Here is a 17,303-nt window from a genome sequence, read left to right as displayed (position 1 = left end):
ACAACAGCACAGCTTTTTTGAAGGAATCGAGAGAGAACCGTCATGGCTTCCAGTACTGACGTACGGCCGAAGATCACCTTGGCATGCGAGGTGTGCAAGCACCGTAACTACATCACCAAGAAAAACCGCCGGAACGACCCGGACCGACTGGAGCTGAAGAAGTTCTGCCCCAACTGCGGTAAGCACCAGGCGCATCGGGAGACGCGCTAGCGGTCACCCGCGGGCGTTTACTCCAATTGACTAGGTAGTTTAAGAACCGTGCCGTTATCCGAGAGCATCGTCGGGATGCACTACCGCTACCCCGATCATTACGAGGTGGAGCGGGAGAAGATCCGCGAACACGCGACGGCCGTGCAGAACGACGATGCCTGGTTCTTCGAGGAGAAGGCGGCGGCCGAACTCGGCTACAAGGGACTGCTCGCCCCGCTAACGTTCGTCTGCGTGTTCGGCTACCAAGCGCAGACGGCCTTCTTCAAGTACGCCAACATCGCCGTCCACGACGCCCAGATCGTTCAGGTCGACCAGGTGCTGAAGTACTTCGCGCCGCTCGTGGCCGGGGACAAGCTTTACTGCGACGTTTATGTGGACTCGGTGCGTGTGTCGCACGGCACCCAGATCATCGTCACCAAGAATGTCATCACCAACGAAGCCGGTGACGTCGTGCAAGAGACCTACACGACCCTGGCGGGCCGTGCCGGCGAGGATGGAGAAGAGGGATTTACTGATGCCACTGCGTGAGTTCAGCTCCGTGAAGGTGGGTGACCTGCTTCCGGAGAAGACCTACCCGCTGACCCGGCAGGATCTGGTGAATTACGCGGGCGTCTCTGGCGACTTGAATCCGATCCACTGGGACGACGAGATGGCCAAGGTCGTCGGCCTGGACACGGCGATCGCGCACGGCATGCTGACCATGGGCATCGGCGGCGGCTATGTCACCGCGTGGATCGGTGACCCAGGTGCCGTGACCGAGTACAACGTGCGGTTCACCGCCGTCGTGCCGGTGCCCAACGACGGGAAGGGCGCCGAACTGGTATTCAACGGCCGGGTCAAGTCCGCCGATCCCGAGACCAAGTCCGTGACCATCGCGCTCACGGCCACCACCGGCGGCAAGAAGATCTTCGGCAGGGCCATCGCGTCCGCAATACTCGCATAGCCCATGGCGCTCAAAACAGACATCAGGGGGATGATCTGGCGCTACCCGGACTACTTCGTTGTGGGGCGGGAACAACTGCGCCAGTTCGCACTCGCCACCAACAACCGGCACCCGGCCCACTTCGAGGAAGACGCTGCCGCCGACCTCGGTCATGACGCGATCGTCGCGCCGCTGACTTTCGGGACGATTTTCGCCAAGCTGGTCCAGCTGGACTTCTTCCGGCATGTCGACATCGGTATGGAGACGCTGGTGATCGTCCAGGTCGACCAGCGGTTCGTGTTCGCCAAGCCGATCAAGGCCGGCGACAAGCTGTGGGCGCGGATGGAGATCCAATCGGTGGACGAGCGTTTCGGCGCCGACATCGTGGTCACCAAGAACATCTGCACCAACGAGCACGGTGAGGTGGTCCTGGAGGCCTACACCACGCTGATGGGCCAGTACGCCGACAACTCCGCGAACCTGCGCTGGGACCCCGAGTCCGGCCAGGTCGTCAGAACGGCGTAATTAGTATCTGACTCGCGCGTCGATGTACACTCGGTCCTCGGGGTTTTCCCAGCATTAGCGCGCTTTCCGTGAGTCGAGCAATCGGAAGGCGCGCGTGTCATGTAGGCCCCGGTAGGTAAGCGCAGGTTGGCCTGCCAACCGCGAAGGGGCGTAGCTCAACTGGCAGAGCAGCGGTCTCCAAAACCGCAGGTTGCAGGTTCAAGTCCTGTCGCCCCTGCTGAAGACGAAGGCGTGCCATGGTGGACACTGGAAGTATGTGCCGCCACAGATGGGACGGTTTTCGGGGTACGAGCAAACAAAGGAGCATGCGGTGAGCGACGAAGGCGACGTTGCCAACGACGCCGCAAGCGACGGCACTGACAAAGAGGACGGCCGCGCGAGCGGCGGTCGGACGGCGGTGGTGACGCGGCCACAGCGCCCCACGGGCAAGCGTTCCCGGCAGCGGGCCGCCGAGGCCGGCGAAGACGCCGAGTCGGCGGACGGCGTCGAGGCCGCCACGCCGGAGAAGACCAAGAAGGGCGCCAAAGCCAAGAAGGCCGCAAAGATCAAGGCCGGCGACCATCGGGCCAACCCCTTCGTGTTCGTCTACAACTACCTCAAGCAGGTCGTTGCAGAGATGCGGAAGGTCATCTGGCCCAACCGCAAGCAGATGCTCACTTACACCTCCGTTGTGCTGGCTTTCCTGGCCTTCATGGTGACGCTGGTCGGCCTGGCGGATTTCGGCCTGACCAAGCTGGTGCTGTTGGTGTTCGGCTGAGCGAGTGACAGAGAGGACTCAAACCGTGACTACCTTCGACGGTGACCCGTCCGCGGGTGAAGCGGTCGACGTGGACGAAGGCGCGCAGGCGCAGGCCACGGACACCTCTGCAGCCGCTGAGGTCGCCGAGGCGACTGCGGACGAGGCTGCCGACGAGACGGCCGAGGCCGCCGATGCGTCCGACGAGTCGACTGAGGCCGCCGAGGCGTCCGACGAGTCGACTGAGGCCGCCGAGGCGTCCGAAGAGGCCGACCCGGCCGCCACGCTCAAGGCGGAGCTGCGCAGCAAGCCCGGCGACTGGTATGTCATCCACTCCTACGCGGGATACGAGAACAAGGTCAAAGCCAACCTCGAAACCCGTGTGCAGAACCTTGACGTCGGTGACTACATCTTCCAGGTGGAGGTGCCCACCGAAGAGGTCACCGAGATCAAGAACGGCCAGCGCAAGCAGGTCAATCGTAAGGTGCTGCCCGGCTACATCCTGGTGCGCATGGACCTGACCGACGACTCGTGGGCCGCGGTGCGCAACACCCCCGGGGTCACTGGATTCGTCGGGGCGACCTCGCGTCCGTCCGCCCTGACGCTCGACGACGTGGTGAAGTTCCTGCTGCCGCGCGGCGCGACGAAGAAGGCCGCCAAGGGTGCGGCCACCACAGCCGCCGTCGCCGAGGCGGGCGGGCTGGAACGTCCGGCCATCGAGGTCGACTACGAGGTCGGCGAATCGGTGACGGTCATGGACGGACCGTTCGCGACGTTGCCGGCCACGATCAACGAGGTCAACGCCGAACAGCAGAAGCTCAAGGTGCTGGTGTCGATCTTCGGTCGCGAAACCCCGGTCGAACTGACCTTCGGCCAAGTCTCCAAGCTCTAACCGGCGCATACGCCGGGCGTAAACCAGGAAGGAACAGCACAAACTCATGGCCCCGAAGAAGAAAGTCGTCGGGCTGATCAAGCTTCAGATCCAGGCGGGGCAGGCCAACCCGGCGCCGCCGGTCGGGCCCGCGCTCGGTCAGCATGGTGTCAACATCATGGAGTTCTGCAAGGCATACAACGCTGCCACGGAGAACCAGCGCGGCCAGGTCATCCCGGTGGAGATCACGGTCTACGAGGACCGCAGCTTCACCTTCGCGCTCAAGACCCCGCCCGCCGCCAAGCTGCTGCTCAAGGCCGCTGGCGTGGGCAAGGGATCGGCCGAGCCGCACAAGACCAAGGTCGCCAAGGTCAGCTGGGACCAGGTCAAGGAGATCGCCGAGACCAAGAAGGCCGACCTGAACGCCAACGACATCGACGCAGCCGCCAAGATCATCGCCGGCACCGCCCGGTCGATGGGCATCACCGTCGAATAGCCCCTAACTGTGGGAGGGCCAGCTTCGGCCCGCTTAGTCACCACGGACCCAACACCAGATTGGATTAGCAAGTGAGCAAGACCAGCAAGGCATACCGCGCCGCCGCCGAAAAGGTGGACCGCGACAATCTCTACTCCCCGCTGGAGGCGGCCAAGCTCGCCAAGGAGACGTCGTCGAGCAAGCAGGACTCCACCGTCGAGGTGGCGATCCGGCTCGGCGTCGACCCGCGCAAGGCCGACCAGATGGTCCGCGGCACGGTCAACCTTCCGCACGGCACCGGCAAGACCGCCCGCGTCGCGGTGTTCGCCGTCGGCGACAAGGCCGAGCAGGCCCAGGCCGCCGGCGCCGACATCGTCGGTAGCGACGACCTGATCGAGAAGATCCAGGGCGGCTGGCTCGAATTCGACGCCGCGATCGCGACCCCGGACCAGATGGCCAAGGTCGGTCGCATCGCCCGCGTGCTCGGTCCTCGCGGCCTGATGCCGAACCCCAAGACCGGCACCGTGACCCCCGACGTCGGCAAGGCCGTGTCCGACATCAAGGGCGGCAAGATCAACTTCCGGGTGGACAAGCAGGCCAACCTGCACTTCGTCATCGGCAAGGCCTCGTTCGACGAGAAGGCCCTGGCCGAGAACTACGGTGCCGCGCTGGACGAGGTGCTGCGGCTCAAGCCGTCCGCCTCCAAGGGTCGCTACCTGCGCAAGATCGTGGTCTCGACGACCACCGGACCGGGCATCCCGGTCGACCCGGCCGTCACCCGCAACTTCGCGGAGTCCTAACCCCCGCACTCGACGATGCGCCGCCGCAGAAACGCGCGGCCGGGGTCGGATCCGTTGGACTCCAACGCCTCTCGATACCAGGGCAGCGCATCGGCGGGTCTGCCCGCGCGCCGCAGCAGGTCGGCGCGCACGGTCGCGACGAGATTGGACCGAGTCAGCCGCGGATCGTGTGCCACCCTGTCCAGGGCGGCCAGGCCGGCGTCGGGCCCATCGCGGAACCCGATCGCCAACGCCCGGTTGGCGGCCACCACGGGCGAGCCGGTCAATCCGAACAGCCGGTCGTAGGCGGCGCAGATGGTCACCCAGTCGGTCTGCTCCCAGGACGGTGCCGTGGCATGCAACGCGGCGATCACGGCCTGGGGCAGATAGCCGCCCGTCGAGCCTCGGGCGCGACGCAACCGCTCGAGCCCGCGTGAAATGCGCTCCCGGTCCCATCGGCGCCGGTCCTGGTCCTCGAGCGGCACCAGCATCCCGGTGTCGTCCACCCGGGTGGCGCGCCGCGAATCGTGCAGCAGCATCAGGGCGGACAGGGCGTGCGCCTCGGGCTCGTCCGGCAGCAGCGCGCACAGCTCGGCGCCAAGCCGGATGCCTTCGTCGCACAGGTCGTCGCGGATGGCCGACGGGCCGGCTGTCGACCAGTAGCCCTCGGTGAACACCGAATAGACGCAACCGAACACGTGCGGCGTGCGCTCAGGCAGCAACTCGGCCGGCGGCACCCGTAGCGGGATGTTGGCGTGCCGAATCTTGTTCTTGGCGCGCGTGATTCGCTGCCCGACGGCCGCCTCGGTCTGCAGGAGGGCCCGCGCGATCTCGCCGACGGTCAGACCGGACACCAACCGCAGCGTCAGGGCCAACTGTGATTGCCGGTCCAGCGCCGGGTGGGCACAGGTGAACATCATCCGCAATTCGTCGTCGCGGACCGGATGCGGATCGGTGCGGTCGGTGCGCGCCCTGATGTCGTCCACCACAGCCGCCAATTCCTTTCCGGGGCGCACGGATTCGCGGCGCAGCCGGTCCCGGGCACGGTTACGGCCGACGGTCACCAGCCAGCCGCCCGGTGTTTCGGGCACGCCGTCGCGCGGCCAGGTGCGCAGCGCTTCGGCGCAGGCCTCCTGGACGGCATCCTCGGCGACGGTGAGGTCACCCGACCACCGGGCGAGCGCGGCCACGGCCGGGCCCCACTCCCGGCGGAAGACGCCGTCCAGGTCGGCCATGCGCTACAGGGCGGAGATGCCCGCCAGTTGGCGCACCTGCACGGTCGAGGCCGGGATCATCGACGCGATCTTGATCGCCTCGTCGCGGTCGGTGGCGCCCAGCAGGTAGATCCCGGTCGCGATCTCGGCGCCCTCGACATAGGGCCCGTCCGTGATGAGGACCTCGCCGTCGCGCACCCGCACGGTCGTCGCCGTGGAACGGTCGTGCAACGCGGCGCCGCCGATGATGTGGTCGCCCGCGGCCGCGTGCAGATCGGCGTGCTTGGCGGCGACCGCCTCCCACTCCGGGGTTCCCGCCGTGTGGGCGGTGGCGGGCGGCTCCAGCAGGAGTGCCAGCCAGTCGTTGCCGGTCAGCTTCCGCGTCGGCTCGATCGAATGAACCATCGGCCACAGCTCCACAGCCCCGAACGCGGCGATCGGGACGTCGCGCGCCAGTGCCAAGGCCTCGTCCAGGTTTTCCGCTTCGAAGACGTAGTAGCCGCACGCCACCTCGGCGGTCTCGGCGAAGGGGCCGTCGGTGACGGTGGGGGCGTCCGGGCCGCTGGTGATCACCGCCGCTGCCGCGGCCGGGGCCAGCGCGTCACCGCCCTTGATCGCCGATCCGGCCTTGGCGTGGAAGTCCTCCCAGGCGGCCATCGCGGTGGCGGCATCCTCGGGCGTACGGTCCTGTTCCTTGCTGATCAACAAGGCGAAGTACTGCATGTTCGTCACCTCCGGTAGTGAGCGAAGCCGTCTGCTCCACTCTCTACCTACTCGACGAACCGCGCAGCGCTAATCCGACAGGCGGCGCGAAAATCAGGCCCGGCTAGTTCGAGGCGCCCGGCTTGAGGTAGGTCACCAGGCTGACGTCGAGCATCTCGTCGCCGAAGTAGTGCTCGCAGCCGCGCAGGTACTTGATGTAGCGGTTGTAGACCTCTTCGGAGGTGACCTCGATGGCCTTGTCCCGGTTCGACTCGAGTGTGTCGCCCCAGATGTGCAGCGTCTTGATGTAGTGCGGCCGCAGCGAAAGCGGTTCGGGCACAACAAATCCTGCCTTCTCGCCGTGATCGACCATCATCTGGGTGGACGGCAGCCGGCCGCCCGGGAAGATCTCGGTGACGATGAACTTGATGAACCGCGCCGTCTCGAAGCTCAGCTTCTTGCCGCGGGCGGCCAGGTCGTACGGGTGGTAGCTGACGCTGCTCTGAACGGTCATCCGGCCGTCGTCGGGCATGATGTCGAAGGTCCGCTTGAAGAAGTCGTCGTAGTTCTCGTGGCCGAAGTGCTCAAAGGCCTCGATCGACACGATGCGGTCGACGGGCTCAGTGAAGTCCTCCCAGTTCTGCAGGCGGACCTGGCGCGAGCGGCCGGTGTCGAGGGAATCGAGCAGTGCCTCGGCGCGGGCGTGCTGGTTCTTGGACAGCGTCAGGCCGATGACGTTGACGTCGAAGCGCTCGACGGCGCGCTTCATGGTGGTGCCCCACCCGCAGCCTATGTCCAGCAGGGTCATGCCCGGCTTGAGGTCCAGCTTGTCCAGGTTGAGGTCGATCTTGGCGTACTGGGCCTCTTCCAGGCTCATGTCGTCGCGCTCGAAGTAGGCGCAGCTGTAGATCCGGGAGGGGTCCTGGAACAGGCCGAAGAAGTCGTCGGAGACGTCGTAATGGGCCTGGATGTCCTCCGCACGCGTCCGCGTCTTCGTCGGACTAGTCGGTTGCTCAGCCATGTTCGTCCTGTTCTGCTGGATGAGGTTCACTTCCTACAACCCGTGCACGCATCGGAGGGGTCGCGTTTGACCTGCAACGGTACCCAATGCTGGGGCTTCTTTTCACCAGGGTGCGGGTTGCGCGTCGCGGGCCCGACCGCGGATACAGAGTCTACTTTTCCAGGGTGAACTGGTTGACGTCGACATAGTCGCCCCAGAACAACTTCGCGCAGCCGGTCAGGTACTTGATGTAGCGCTCGTAGACTTCCTCGGACTGAATGGCGATGGCCTGGTCCTTGCGCGCCCGCAGGGCCTCGGCCCACAGGTCCAGGGTTCTGGCGTAGTGCGTTTGTAACGACTGGCGGCGGGTCATCGTGAAGCCTGCCCTCGACGAGTGCGCCTCCACCATCTCGATCGTCGGCAGCCGGCCACCGGGAAAGATCTCGGTCTGGAGGAACCTGAGAAAACGAAGCAGCCCGATGGAGATCGGTAAGCCCCGGTCGATGGCTTCCTGCTTTGTCAACCCGGTGATCGTGTGCAGCAGCATCACGCCATCGGCGGGCAGGACGTTGTGGGCCTTTGCGAAGAAGCCGTCGTAGCGGTCGTGGCCGAAGTGCTCGAACGCCCCGATCGACACGATGCGGTCGACGGGCTCGTCGAACTGCTCCCAACCCTCGAGAAGTACCCGCCTGCCACGCGGGCTGTCCATCTCGTCGAACGACTGCTGAACGTGCGCGGCCTGGTTCTTCGACAAGGTCAGGCCGATGACGTTGACGTCATGCTTGTCGATCGCCCGGCGCATGGTGGCGCCCCACCCGCAGCCCACGTCGAGCAGCGTCATGCCGGGCTGCAGCCCCAACTTGCCCAGCGACAAATCGATCTTCGCGACCTGTGCCTCTTCCAGCGTCATGTCGTCGCGCGCGAAATACGCGCAGCTGTAGGTCTGGGTGGGATCGAGAAACAGCCGGAAAAAGTCGTCCGATAGGTCGTAGTGTGCCTGCACGTCTTCGAAGTGCGGCGTCAATTTTTTCGCAACCATCAGCGGCCCGCCTTTCTCGCTAGCCCCCTCGGCAGGCAGACGTTCTGCTATCTATACACCTGGCACGAGGCCGCTAAACGATTCGGTTCAACCAACCCGACGCCACGTGACCTCAGCTGCTACTTGGTGAGCGTGTACTGGGCGACGTTGGAGATGCCCTTGCGGAACAGCTCCGCGCAGCCGGTCAGATAGCGCATGAAGCGGTCGTAGACCTCTTCGGACTGGATGGCGATCGCGCGCTCGCGATTGGCCGCGAGGTTGGCCGCCCAGGTGTCCAGCGTCCGCGCGTAATGCGGCTGCAGATATTGCGTGTGCTCGAGCGAGAATCCGCTGGCCCGGGAATTGTCGACGATATCGGGTTCGCCGCACATGTTCCCGCCGGGGAAAATTTCCTTGCCGAGGAAGCGCAAAAATCGCAGATCCGACATCGTGATCGGGATACCGTGCTCGTGCCAGTAGTTTTGCGGGTGCGTGAAAATGCTGTGCATCATCATTCGGCTGCCTTCGGGAAGGGTCTTGTAGGCCCAATCCCAGAACGCGGGCCAGCGTTCTTTTTTAAATGCGTCGAACGCCTCGAAGCTGATGATCCGATCGACCCGCTCGTCGAACTCTTCCCAGCCCTGCAACCGAGCCTCGGCCCGCCGCGTCGTCGGGATCGCCTCCAGCCTCGCCTTGCTGCGCGCGTAATGGTTGCGGCTGAGCGTGATCCCGATGACGTTCACGTCGTATTTTTCGACCGCGCGGACCACGGCGCCACCCCAGCCGCAGCCGACGTCCAGCACGGTCATCCCCGGCTCGAGTTGCATCTTGTCCAGCGCCAGATCGATCTTGGCCAGCTGGGCCTCTTCCAGGGTCATGTCGTCGTTCTCGAAGTAGGCGCAGGTATACACCATGTTCGGATCGAGGAACAGCGCGAAGAAGTCGTCCGAAATGTCGTAGGTTGCCTGCGACTCTTCGTAATACGGCTCCAGCTTGGCCATTTGTGACACCCACCCTTCTCTGCCAACCGTACAGCCCTGCGACATGGACGGAAAATCACGGGGATGCGTTTCGACTGAGTGTTTTTGGCTAGCTGGCCCTGCTGAAGTTTTTCGTCAGCACGCCGATCACCTGATCCCACAACTGCTGTGGAAGATCATGACCCATTCCGTCGAATGTCACCAATCGGGCTCCGTCGATGGCCCGCGCCACGGCGCGCCCCCCGACCGGCCGCATCAGCTTGTCGGCCCGGCCGTGGATCACCACGGTCGGCGCGGTGGTCTCGCGGTTGTAGCGGCGCAGGCTGCCGCTGCCCAGCACGGCACCGAAATGCCGCGCGACGCCCTGGGGGTAGTAGTTGCGGTCGTAGCCCTCGGCGGCCTCGGCGCGGGCCTGCTCTTCGGGCACCCGATAGCGCGGGCTGCCGATGATGTTGCCGACGCGCACCGCGTTGTCGATGATCACCTCGCGCGGCGAGTTCGGCGGTGGGCCCTTCAGCAGTGCCAGCAGCGCGCGCGGGGCCGGCGGCGGCAGCAGCGCCGAATTGTTGCTGGAGAAGATGACGGCCAGGGTTCTGGTCCGTTCGCGGAATCGTGCGGCGAAGATCTGCGCGATCATGCCGCCCATCGACGCGCCCACGATGTGGGCGCGCTCGATGCCCAGATGGTCCAGCACGGCAGCGGCGTCGTCGGCCATGTCTTCGAGCCGGTACGCCGACCGGCTGGGTAGACCCAGCCAGGACCGCAGCAGCCTGGTCGCCAGTGGCTGCCCCGAGCTGCGGTGCTGCGTCTTGCTGGATAGGCCGACGTCGCGGTTGTCGTACCGGATGACGCGCAGGCCGTGGCCGACCAGCTTCTCGCAGAACGCGACCCGCCACAGCAGCAGCTGGGCTCCCAGTCCCATGATCAGCAGGACGGGCGGGTCGTCGATGTCGCCCATGTCCTCGTAGTACAGCTTCAGATCGCCGGAAATGGCATGCCCCGTTCGGACCTGCACCAGAGAGCTCCTATACCTCGACGTCGGAGGAGTGCTCGCGACTGACTTCGACCATGAAGTTCGCGAAATAGCCCGTCAGTTGCGGATCCGACATCATCTGCCACTTGGGCGCCAGCAGCTTCATGTACCGCTCGACGTAGAGGAATTGCTTGCCGATCAGCACCAGCTCGCGGGGCAGCTTGACGTCGTAGGCGTCGGCCAGCGCAGACAGCTGCCGGCCGATGTCGGCGTAGGACATGTCGCCCAGCGTCGACATGGTCAGCGGAGTGGCGAACTTCTCCAAATCCTTGGCGGCCTCGGCCTCCGGCTTCATGGTGCCGACGGCGCCCATCAGCACGACGATCTTGCCCGCCGCCGCGTGGTCCTTCTTGACCAGCAGCGCGTACACCAGCTCGCGCAGCAGCCAGCGCGTGCGCGGGTCGATGCGGCCCATGATCCCGAAGTCGAAGAAGACGATGCGGCCCTGGTCGTCGACGTAGAGGTTGCCGGCGTGCAGGTCGCCGTGGAACAGCCCGTGCCGCAGCCCACCCTCGAACAGCGAGAACAGCAGCGCCTTGACCAACTCGGTGCCGTCGAAGCCGGCCTTGCGGATGGCGGCGACGTCGTCGATCCGGATGCCGTGCACCCGCTCCATGGTCAGCACCCGGTCGCTGGTGAAGTCCCAGAACACCTGCGGCACCCGGATGTTCTTGCCCAGCGGGGAGGCGTGCAGGTGCGACACCCATGCCTCCATCGACTGCGCCTCCAGCCGGAAGTTCAGCTCCTCGGCCAGGTTGTCGGAGAAGTCGGCGACCACGTCCTGCGCCGAGAGCCGGCGGCCCAGCTTGGCCAGTTCGACGGCCTGGGCGAAACGCTTGAGGATCTGCAGGTCGGCCGCGACCCGGCGCCGGATGCCCGGGCGCTGGATCTTGACGACGACCTCCTCACCGGTGTGCAGGGTGGCGTAGTGCACCTGCGCGATGGACGCTGACGCGAACGGCGTCTCGTCCCATTTGGCGAACAAGTCGGACGGGTCACCGCCGAGGTCTTCGACGAAGAGTTTGTGGACCTCGTCGGCGTCGGCGGGCGGCACCCGGTCGAGCAGGCCGCGGAATTCCCGGGACAGCGATTCACCGAACGCGCCGGGACTGGACGCGATGATCTGGCCGAACTTGACGTACGTCGGTCCCAGGTCGGCGAAGGTCTGCGGGAGCTGCTTGATCGCCTTCTGCTGCCACGGACCCCTACCCGGCAGCTTGGTGACGATGCGAGCGGCGGTGCGGGTGACCTGCCAACCTGTCACGGCAACCCGGGCCGCTTCGACCGGCAACGGCACCCGGTCGAGCTTGGCGCCCTCTCGATGTTTGGCGGAGCTCATCTGTGCAGTGTGCCAAATCGGGACGGATGAGGCCCAATCCTCTAACTCGGGCGTCCGCCGCTGTCCCCGCTTTTCCAGGGCTGCACCCAGCCCTCGATCGCCCAGTCCTCCCGCGCGGCGATCAACTCGTACATGGTGGCGCCGTCGATCGTCTCCCGGATGATGTCGGCATGCCCGGCATGCCGCGCCAGCTCGTTGATCACGTGCAGGATCACCCAGCGCACCGACCAGGCCTCCTGGTTCTTGGGAAACCACGGGATGTCCCGCGGAACGGGCACCGCGGCGTCCAGGTCGGCGGTCTCCACCAGCCGCAGCGAGGTCGCGTTCTGCGCCTCGAACGCCTCCAGCAGCCCGGCCAGCGTCTCGTCCGGCCGCATCACGTGCTGGTCGGCGAACTCCGCGGCGATCTGCTCGAACGGGCGCGGGTCTTTCCGCGGCGCGTCCGGTGCGGCGGCGACGCGCGCCATCCAGCTGCGCTGCATCCCGGTGGCGTGCTTGACCAGCCCGCCGATCGACAGCGCGCTGGCCGACGGCGTGGACCGGGCCTGGTCGTCGGTGAGGCCATAGCTGACGGCGAAATACGCGCTCTGGTGAAACGCCAGGTATTCGCGCAGGGCGCTGCGTTCGTCAGCGACCGGCGGGGCGAGGGCGGGCATTGGTCGATCCTAGGTCTCGCGCGCCGTAAGGTGCGGAGATGCAGGTGATTTCGGCATGCAGCTAACAAAGGCCGAGTCGACCGAGCTCTTCGTCGGGCCACCGGACGCGCCGCTGCAGCTGGTCCGCGTCACCGTTTCCGAGTGTGCCGCGCCCACGCCGATCCGCGTCGACGGCCGCGGGCTGCGCGGCCACGCGGTCGCCGAACCCGGGCGCGAGGTCGTCGAGGTCGCCGTGACGGTCGACGAGGCCGTCGTCGGGCAGCGCCGGGCCGCGCGGGCGCTTGCCGGCGGTCAGCGACTGCCGTTCGAGTTCACCGTGGCCGAGCCCGGCTGGACCATGTTCATGGTCAGCCATTTCCACTACGACCCGGTCTGGTGGAACACCCAGGGCGCCTATACCAGCGAGTGGACCGAGGACCCGCCGGGCCGGGCCCGCCAGACCAACGGCTTCGACCTGGTGCACGCGCATCTGGAGATGGCGCGCCGCGACCCCGACTACAAGTTCGTGCTGGCCGAGGTCGACTACCTCAAGCCGTACTGGGACACCCGCCCCGAAGACCGGGCCGATCTGCGCCGGTTCATCGGCCAGGGCCGCGTCGAGGTGATGGGCGGCACCTACAACGAACCCAACACCAACCTCATCAGCCCGGAAACGACGATTCGAAACCTGGTGCACGGCATGGGGTTTCAGCGTCACATCATGGGGGCGGACCCGGCCACCGCGTGGCAGCTGGATGTGTTCGGCCACGATCCGCAATTCCCGGGGATGGCCGCCGATGCCGGCCTGACGTCGAGTTCGTGGGCCAGGGGACCGCACCACCAGTGGGGCCCGGCGCTCGGTGGCGGCGATATCGAGCGCATGCAGTTCGCCAGCGAGTTCGAGTGGATCTCGCCATCGGGCCGCGGCCTACTCACCCACTACATGCCCGCGCACTATTCGGCGGGCTGGTGGATGGACTCCGCGGCGTCGCTGGGCGATGCCGAGGACGCCACCTACCAGCTGTTCGATCAGCTCAAGAAGGTCGCACTGACCCGCAACGTGCTGCTGCCCGTCGGCACCGACTACACCCCGCCGAACAAGTGGGTCACCGACATCCACCGCGACTGGGCAGCCCGCTACACCTGGCCCCGCTTCGTGTGCGCACTGCCGTGCGAGTTCTTCGCGGCGGTGCGCGCCGAACTGGCGCAGCACGACCGCGTGCCGTCGCCGCAGACCCGGGACATGAACCCGATCTACACCGGCAAGGACGTGTCCTACATCGACACCAAGCAGGCCAACCGGGCCGCCGAGAACGCCGTGCTGCAGGCCGAGCGTTTCGCGGTGTTCGCCGGCGTGCTGACCGGCGCCGAATACCCGCAGGCCGCCCTGGCCAAGGCGTGGGTGCAGCTGGTCTACGGCGCACACCACGACGCCATCACCGGCTCGGAATCCGACCAGGTGTACCTCGATCTGCTGACCGGATGGCGCGACGCCTGGGAGCTGGGCCGCACGGCGCGCGACAACGCGCTGGCGTTGCTGTCCAGCGAGGTCGGTTCCAGCGAGGGCGACGTGATCGTGTGGAATCCGCTGACCTGCCGGCGCACCGACATCGTCACCGCGCGCCTCGACGCGTCGCTGGGCGCCCGGGTGCGGGTGCTCGACGCCGACGGTGCCGAGCTGGCGGCGCACGTCGAGCACGACGGCCGGTCGGTCAGCTGGCTGGCGCGCGAGGTGCCGTCGTTGGGGTGGCGGGCGTACCGGCTGGTGCCCGCGCCCGGCCGGGGCGAACCGGAGGGCTGGCAACCGGTTGCGGGATCGGTGATCGCCAACGAGCACTACCGCCTTGAGGTCGACCCGGCGCGCGGCGGCGGGGTCGCCTCGCTGCTGCAGGACGGCCACGAGCTGATCGCCGACGGCCGGGTGGGCAACGAGCTCGCCGTCTACGAGGAATACCCGGCGCACCCGAGCCAGGGTGAGGGCCCGTGGCACCTGCTGCCCAAGGGGCCGGTGGTGTGCTCGTCCGAAGAGCCCGCGCGGGTGCAGGCGTTCCGCGGGCCGCTCGGTGAGCGGGTGGTGGTGCACGGCGGGATCGGCACGCTGCTGCGCTACACCCACACCCTGACCCTGTGGCACGGCGTCGCGCGGGTGGACTGCCGCACCACCGTCGACGAGTTCAGCGGCGCCGACCAGCTGGTGCGGCTGCGCTGGCCGTGCCCGGTGCCGGGCGCCATGCCGGTCAGCGAGGTGGGCGACGCCGTCGTCGGCCGCGGTTTCGCGCTGCTCCATGACGGGCCCGACGCGGTAGACACCGCCCGGCACCTGTGGACCCTGGACAACCCGGCGTACGGCTGGTTCGGCCTGTCCTCGGCGGCCCGGATCCGGGTGTCGGGCACCGACGTACGGGCGGCGTCGGTCGCCGAGGTGGTGTCGCCAACCGAGGCGGTGGCCGGGCCGCTGGCCCGGGAGCTGATGGTCGCGCTGGTGCGCGCAGGCGTCACGGCCACCTGCAGCGCCGCCGGCAAGCCGCGCTACGGCCACCTCGAGGTCGATTCGAACCTGCCCGACGTGCGCATCGCGCTGGGCGGGCCCGCCCGCAACGCCTTCGCCGCGGCCGTGCTGGCCGATGCTCCGGCGTACGCCGACGAGCTGGAGCGCCAATTGGCGGCGACCGGCCGCGCCCTGGTGTGGGTGCCGGCCGAGACGCCACTGGACGCGGTGTGGGTGCCCGACGCCGACCTGCGTGCGCCGCGGGCGCTGCCGGTGCTGGTCATCGACGGCCGCGACGACGACGACCTGCGGGCGGCGATCGCCGCCGTGGCCGGCGACCTCGGCGACGCCGAGATCGCGGTGACGCAGCAATCACCCCCGGGGATGGACGCTTTCGAAGACCGCACCGTCGCGCTGCTCAACCGCGGGGTGCCCAGCTTCGCCGTCGACACCGAGGGCACCCTGCACACCGCGCTGATGCGGTCCTGCACCGGCTGGCCGTCGGGCATCTGGATCGACGAACCGCGCCGCACCGCGCCGGACGGCTCCAACTTCCAGCTGCAGCACTGGACCCACGTCTTCGACTACGCGTTGGTCAGCGGCCCGGGCGACTGGCGGCGGGCCGAAATCCCCACCCGCAGCGCGCAGTTCTCCCAGCCGCTGCTCGCCGTCACACCGGGCCGGCGACGGGACGCGCTGCCGCCGGCCGGATCGCTGCTGCGCGTCGAGCCCGAATCGGTACAGCTGGGCGCCCTCAAGGCCGCGGGCAACCCGCTCACCGAGGGCAGCGCGGCGCCGCTGGACCCGAACGCGGTGGCCCTGCGCCTGGTGGAGACCAGCGGCGCCGGCACCCCCGTCGTCCTCGACTCCGACGTCGCGACGGTGCGCGACCTGCGTCGCGCCGATCTGCTGGAAACCCACCCCGATGCCGTGTCCCCGGTCGAGCTGCACGGCTACCAGGTAGCGACCGTGCTGGCCCGCGTGGACGCGCCCCGGGCAGCGGCCCGCGGCGCCGTCCTGGCCCCGGACGCCGAGGCCGCGCAGCCGCTGTACGCGCGGTATTGGCTGCACAATCGCGGCCCCGCGCCGCTCGGCGGGCTACCGGCGGTCGCCCACCTGGACCCGCCGCAGGCGAGCGCGGAGGCCTCCGGCACGGTGACGCTGCGACTCACCGCGGCCTGCGACAGCACCGACGCCACGCTGCGCGGCGCCGTCACCCTCCGGTGTCCGGACGGCTGGAAGGCCAGGCCCGCCGAGTTGCCCGTCACCCTGGCCGGCGGCGGCCACTTCTACAAAGACGTGCTGGTGTCGGTCCCGGATCACGCCGAACCCGGCCTCTACCCGATCCGCGCCGAACTCCGCGTCACCGGCGACGAGGTCCCGGTGTCCTGGCGCCAGCCTGTCGAGGACGTCTGCGTGGTGACCGTGGGCGCGACAGCGGGCGAGCTGGTCTACCTCGCCGACGGGCCCACCGAGGTCACGCTTGCACCCGGCGAAGTAGGCGCCCTGACCGTCACGGTCGGCAGCCATGCCGGCGCCGAGCTGGCGCTGGAGGCGCACCTGATCAGCCCCTGGGGCACCTGGGAATGGATGGGTCCCGGCGCCCTCGGCGCGGTGCTGCCCGCCCGTGGCGCCGTCGACCTAGGCTTCCAGCTGACGCCGCCGGCCTGGCTGGAAGCCGGCCAGTGGTGGGCGCTGGTGCGGATCGGCTGCGCCGGCCGACTGGTCTACTCGCCGGCGGTGAAGGTGACGGTGACATGAGCATCCACCCGATAGCGACCGTTGCCGGCATGCCCGTTTCGTTGGGCGTCCTTGACGCCGCCGAGGCGCGGCTGCGCGCCGGCCGGGGAGCGGCCGCCTTGCCCGTCAGCGGCACCAGCGAGGGCCGCCAGCTGCGGCGGTGGCTGACCCAGCTCATCGTGACCGAGCGGGTGGTCGCCGCGGAGGCCGAGGTCCGCGGGCTCAGCGCGCGCGGCGCGCCGTCCGAGGCCGAGTTGCTGCCCGACGTGACCGCCCGGCTGGAGATCGGCAGCGTCGCCGCCGCCGTGCTGGCCGATCCGCGCGCCCGGGCGCTGTTCGCCGAAGTCACCGCCGCGGTGCGGGTGGCCGATTCCGAGGTGGCTGCCTATCACGCCCGCAACCCGCTGCGCTTCGCCGCGCCGCAACAGGGCGAACATGGCTGGCGCACGACGGCGTCGGCGGCTCCACCGCTGGATGAGGTGCGATCGGCGATCGAGGAGCACCTGCGCGGCGCCGCACGGCGGCGCGCCTTCCGGTTGTGGCTGGACGCGCGCCGCGCTGCGCTGGTGGAGCTGGCGCCCGGCTACGAGCATCCCGGCGACCCCCGCCAACCCGACAACACCCACCGGCACTGAG

18 protein-coding genes and 1 tRNA gene are annotated in these 17,303 nt (G+C 67.8%); 11 read left to right on the top strand and 8 right to left on the bottom strand.

The genetic code is table 11. From position 1 onward, the window contains the following. Positions 1–42 precede the first annotated feature (42 nt). From rpmG to rplA, 9 genes are all read left to right on the top strand, one after another. Positions 43–210 carry a 50S ribosomal protein L33 gene (gene rpmG / locus B8W69_RS18745; RefSeq protein ID WP_003898538.1) on the top strand — a complete coding sequence of 56 codons (168 nt, stop codon included), beginning with the start codon at positions 43–45 and terminating at the stop codon, positions 208–210. 48 nt (positions 211–258) lie between these two features. Next, positions 259–738: a (3R)-hydroxyacyl-ACP dehydratase subunit HadA gene (hadA, locus tag B8W69_RS18740; protein WP_085291284.1), complete on the top strand. Its 480-nt coding sequence runs from the start codon at positions 259–261 to the stop codon at positions 736–738. After that, positions 725–1,153 carry a (3R)-hydroxyacyl-ACP dehydratase subunit HadB gene (gene hadB / locus B8W69_RS18735; RefSeq protein ID WP_065029975.1) on the top strand — a complete coding sequence of 143 codons (429 nt, stop codon included), beginning with the start codon at positions 725–727 and terminating at the stop codon, positions 1,151–1,153. The genes hadA and hadB overlap by 14 nt, the downstream gene beginning before the upstream one ends. Before the next feature lie 3 nt (positions 1,154–1,156). Then, positions 1,157–1,657 (top strand): (3R)-hydroxyacyl-ACP dehydratase subunit HadC, encoded by a 501-nt coding sequence (gene hadC, locus B8W69_RS18730; protein ID WP_085291283.1) that lies wholly within the window; start codon positions 1,157–1,159, stop codon positions 1,655–1,657. A gap of 144 nt (positions 1,658–1,801) precedes the next feature. Continuing rightward, positions 1,802–1,874, top strand: a tRNA-Trp gene (locus B8W69_RS18725). Between the two features lie 93 nt (positions 1,875–1,967). Further along, positions 1,968–2,414 carry a preprotein translocase subunit SecE gene (secE, locus tag B8W69_RS18720; RefSeq protein ID WP_085291282.1) on the top strand — a complete coding sequence of 149 codons (447 nt, stop codon included), beginning with the start codon at positions 1,968–1,970 and terminating at the stop codon, positions 2,412–2,414. Positions 2,415–2,439: 25 nt separating this feature from the next. Continuing rightward, complete coding sequence (gene nusG, locus B8W69_RS18715; protein WP_085291281.1) at positions 2,440–3,285, top strand: transcription termination/antitermination protein NusG; 846 nt, start codon at positions 2,440–2,442, stop codon at positions 3,283–3,285. Between the two features lie 46 nt (positions 3,286–3,331). After that, on the top strand, positions 3,332–3,760 hold the full coding sequence (rplK, locus tag B8W69_RS18710) for a 50S ribosomal protein L11 (protein WP_007767860.1): 429 nt from the start codon (positions 3,332–3,334) through the stop codon (positions 3,758–3,760). Between the two features lie 71 nt (positions 3,761–3,831). Then, positions 3,832–4,539 carry a 50S ribosomal protein L1 gene (gene rplA / locus B8W69_RS18705; protein WP_085291280.1) on the top strand — a complete coding sequence of 236 codons (708 nt, stop codon included), beginning with the start codon at positions 3,832–3,834 and terminating at the stop codon, positions 4,537–4,539. On the opposite strand, the gene B8W69_RS18700 is transcribed toward rplA, so the two are convergent. The 8 genes from B8W69_RS18700 to B8W69_RS18665 form a co-directional block, all read right to left on the bottom strand. Next, entirely contained in the window at positions 4,536–5,753 is a 1,218-nt protein-coding gene (locus tag B8W69_RS18700; RefSeq protein ID WP_085291279.1) for an RNA polymerase sigma factor, read from the bottom strand. The two genes, rplA and B8W69_RS18700, sit on opposite strands and share 4 nt — an antisense overlap. Before the next feature lie 3 nt (positions 5,754–5,756). Next, positions 5,757–6,455: a YciI family protein gene (locus tag B8W69_RS18695; RefSeq protein ID WP_085291301.1), complete on the bottom strand. Its 699-nt coding sequence runs from the start codon at positions 6,453–6,455 to the stop codon at positions 5,757–5,759. Between the two features lie 103 nt (positions 6,456–6,558). After that, positions 6,559–7,455, bottom strand: coding sequence for a hydroxymycolate synthase MmaA4 (mmaA4, locus tag B8W69_RS18690; protein ID WP_085291300.1), 897 nt, complete (start codon positions 7,453–7,455; stop codon positions 6,559–6,561). A gap of 151 nt (positions 7,456–7,606) precedes the next feature. Then, a complete protein-coding gene (mmaA2, locus tag B8W69_RS18685) occupies positions 7,607–8,473 on the bottom strand; it encodes a cyclopropane mycolic acid synthase MmaA2 (protein WP_085291278.1) in 867 nt (288 codons plus the stop codon). Between the two features lie 119 nt (positions 8,474–8,592). Beyond that, the gene (locus B8W69_RS18680; RefSeq protein ID WP_085291277.1) at positions 8,593–9,453 is read right to left on the bottom strand and encodes a cyclopropane mycolic acid synthase family methyltransferase; all 861 of its coding nucleotides are present in this window, start codon (positions 9,451–9,453) and stop codon (positions 8,593–8,595) included. 88 nt (positions 9,454–9,541) lie between these two features. Beyond that, positions 9,542–10,390 (bottom strand): alpha/beta fold hydrolase, encoded by an 849-nt coding sequence (locus B8W69_RS18675; RefSeq protein WP_439330629.1) that lies wholly within the window; start codon positions 10,388–10,390, stop codon positions 9,542–9,544. 67 nt (positions 10,391–10,457) lie between these two features. Then, on the bottom strand, positions 10,458–11,804 hold the full coding sequence (locus B8W69_RS18670; RefSeq protein WP_085291275.1) for an ABC1 kinase family protein: 1,347 nt from the start codon (positions 11,802–11,804) through the stop codon (positions 10,458–10,460). Between the two features lie 41 nt (positions 11,805–11,845). Beyond that, the gene (locus B8W69_RS18665; RefSeq protein WP_085291274.1) at positions 11,846–12,460 is read right to left on the bottom strand and encodes a DinB family protein; all 615 of its coding nucleotides are present in this window, start codon (positions 12,458–12,460) and stop codon (positions 11,846–11,848) included. 55 nt (positions 12,461–12,515) lie between these two features. Here B8W69_RS18665 and B8W69_RS18660 point away from each other — a divergent pair, with 55 nt between their 5' ends. Together B8W69_RS18660 and B8W69_RS18655 are read left to right on the top strand one after the other, a co-directional pair. Beyond that, complete coding sequence (locus tag B8W69_RS18660; protein WP_085291273.1) at positions 12,516–16,688, top strand: glycoside hydrolase family 38 N-terminal domain-containing protein; 4,173 nt, start codon at positions 12,516–12,518, stop codon at positions 16,686–16,688. Further along, positions 16,685–17,302 (top strand): DUF7158 domain-containing protein, encoded by a 618-nt coding sequence (locus tag B8W69_RS18655; RefSeq protein WP_085291272.1) that lies wholly within the window; start codon positions 16,685–16,687, stop codon positions 17,300–17,302. Before B8W69_RS18660 ends, B8W69_RS18655 begins: the two co-directional genes overlap by 4 nt. The last annotated feature ends 1 nt before the right edge of the window (position 17,303 follow it).

Origin of the sequence: Mycolicibacterium vulneris (genome assembly GCF_002104765.1) — a bacterium.
GTDB lineage: Bacteria > Actinomycetota > Actinomycetes > Mycobacteriales > Mycobacteriaceae > Mycobacterium > Mycobacterium vulneris.
Note: the sequence above shows the minus strand (reverse complement) of the source record. Positions and strands in the feature narration are given on the sequence as shown.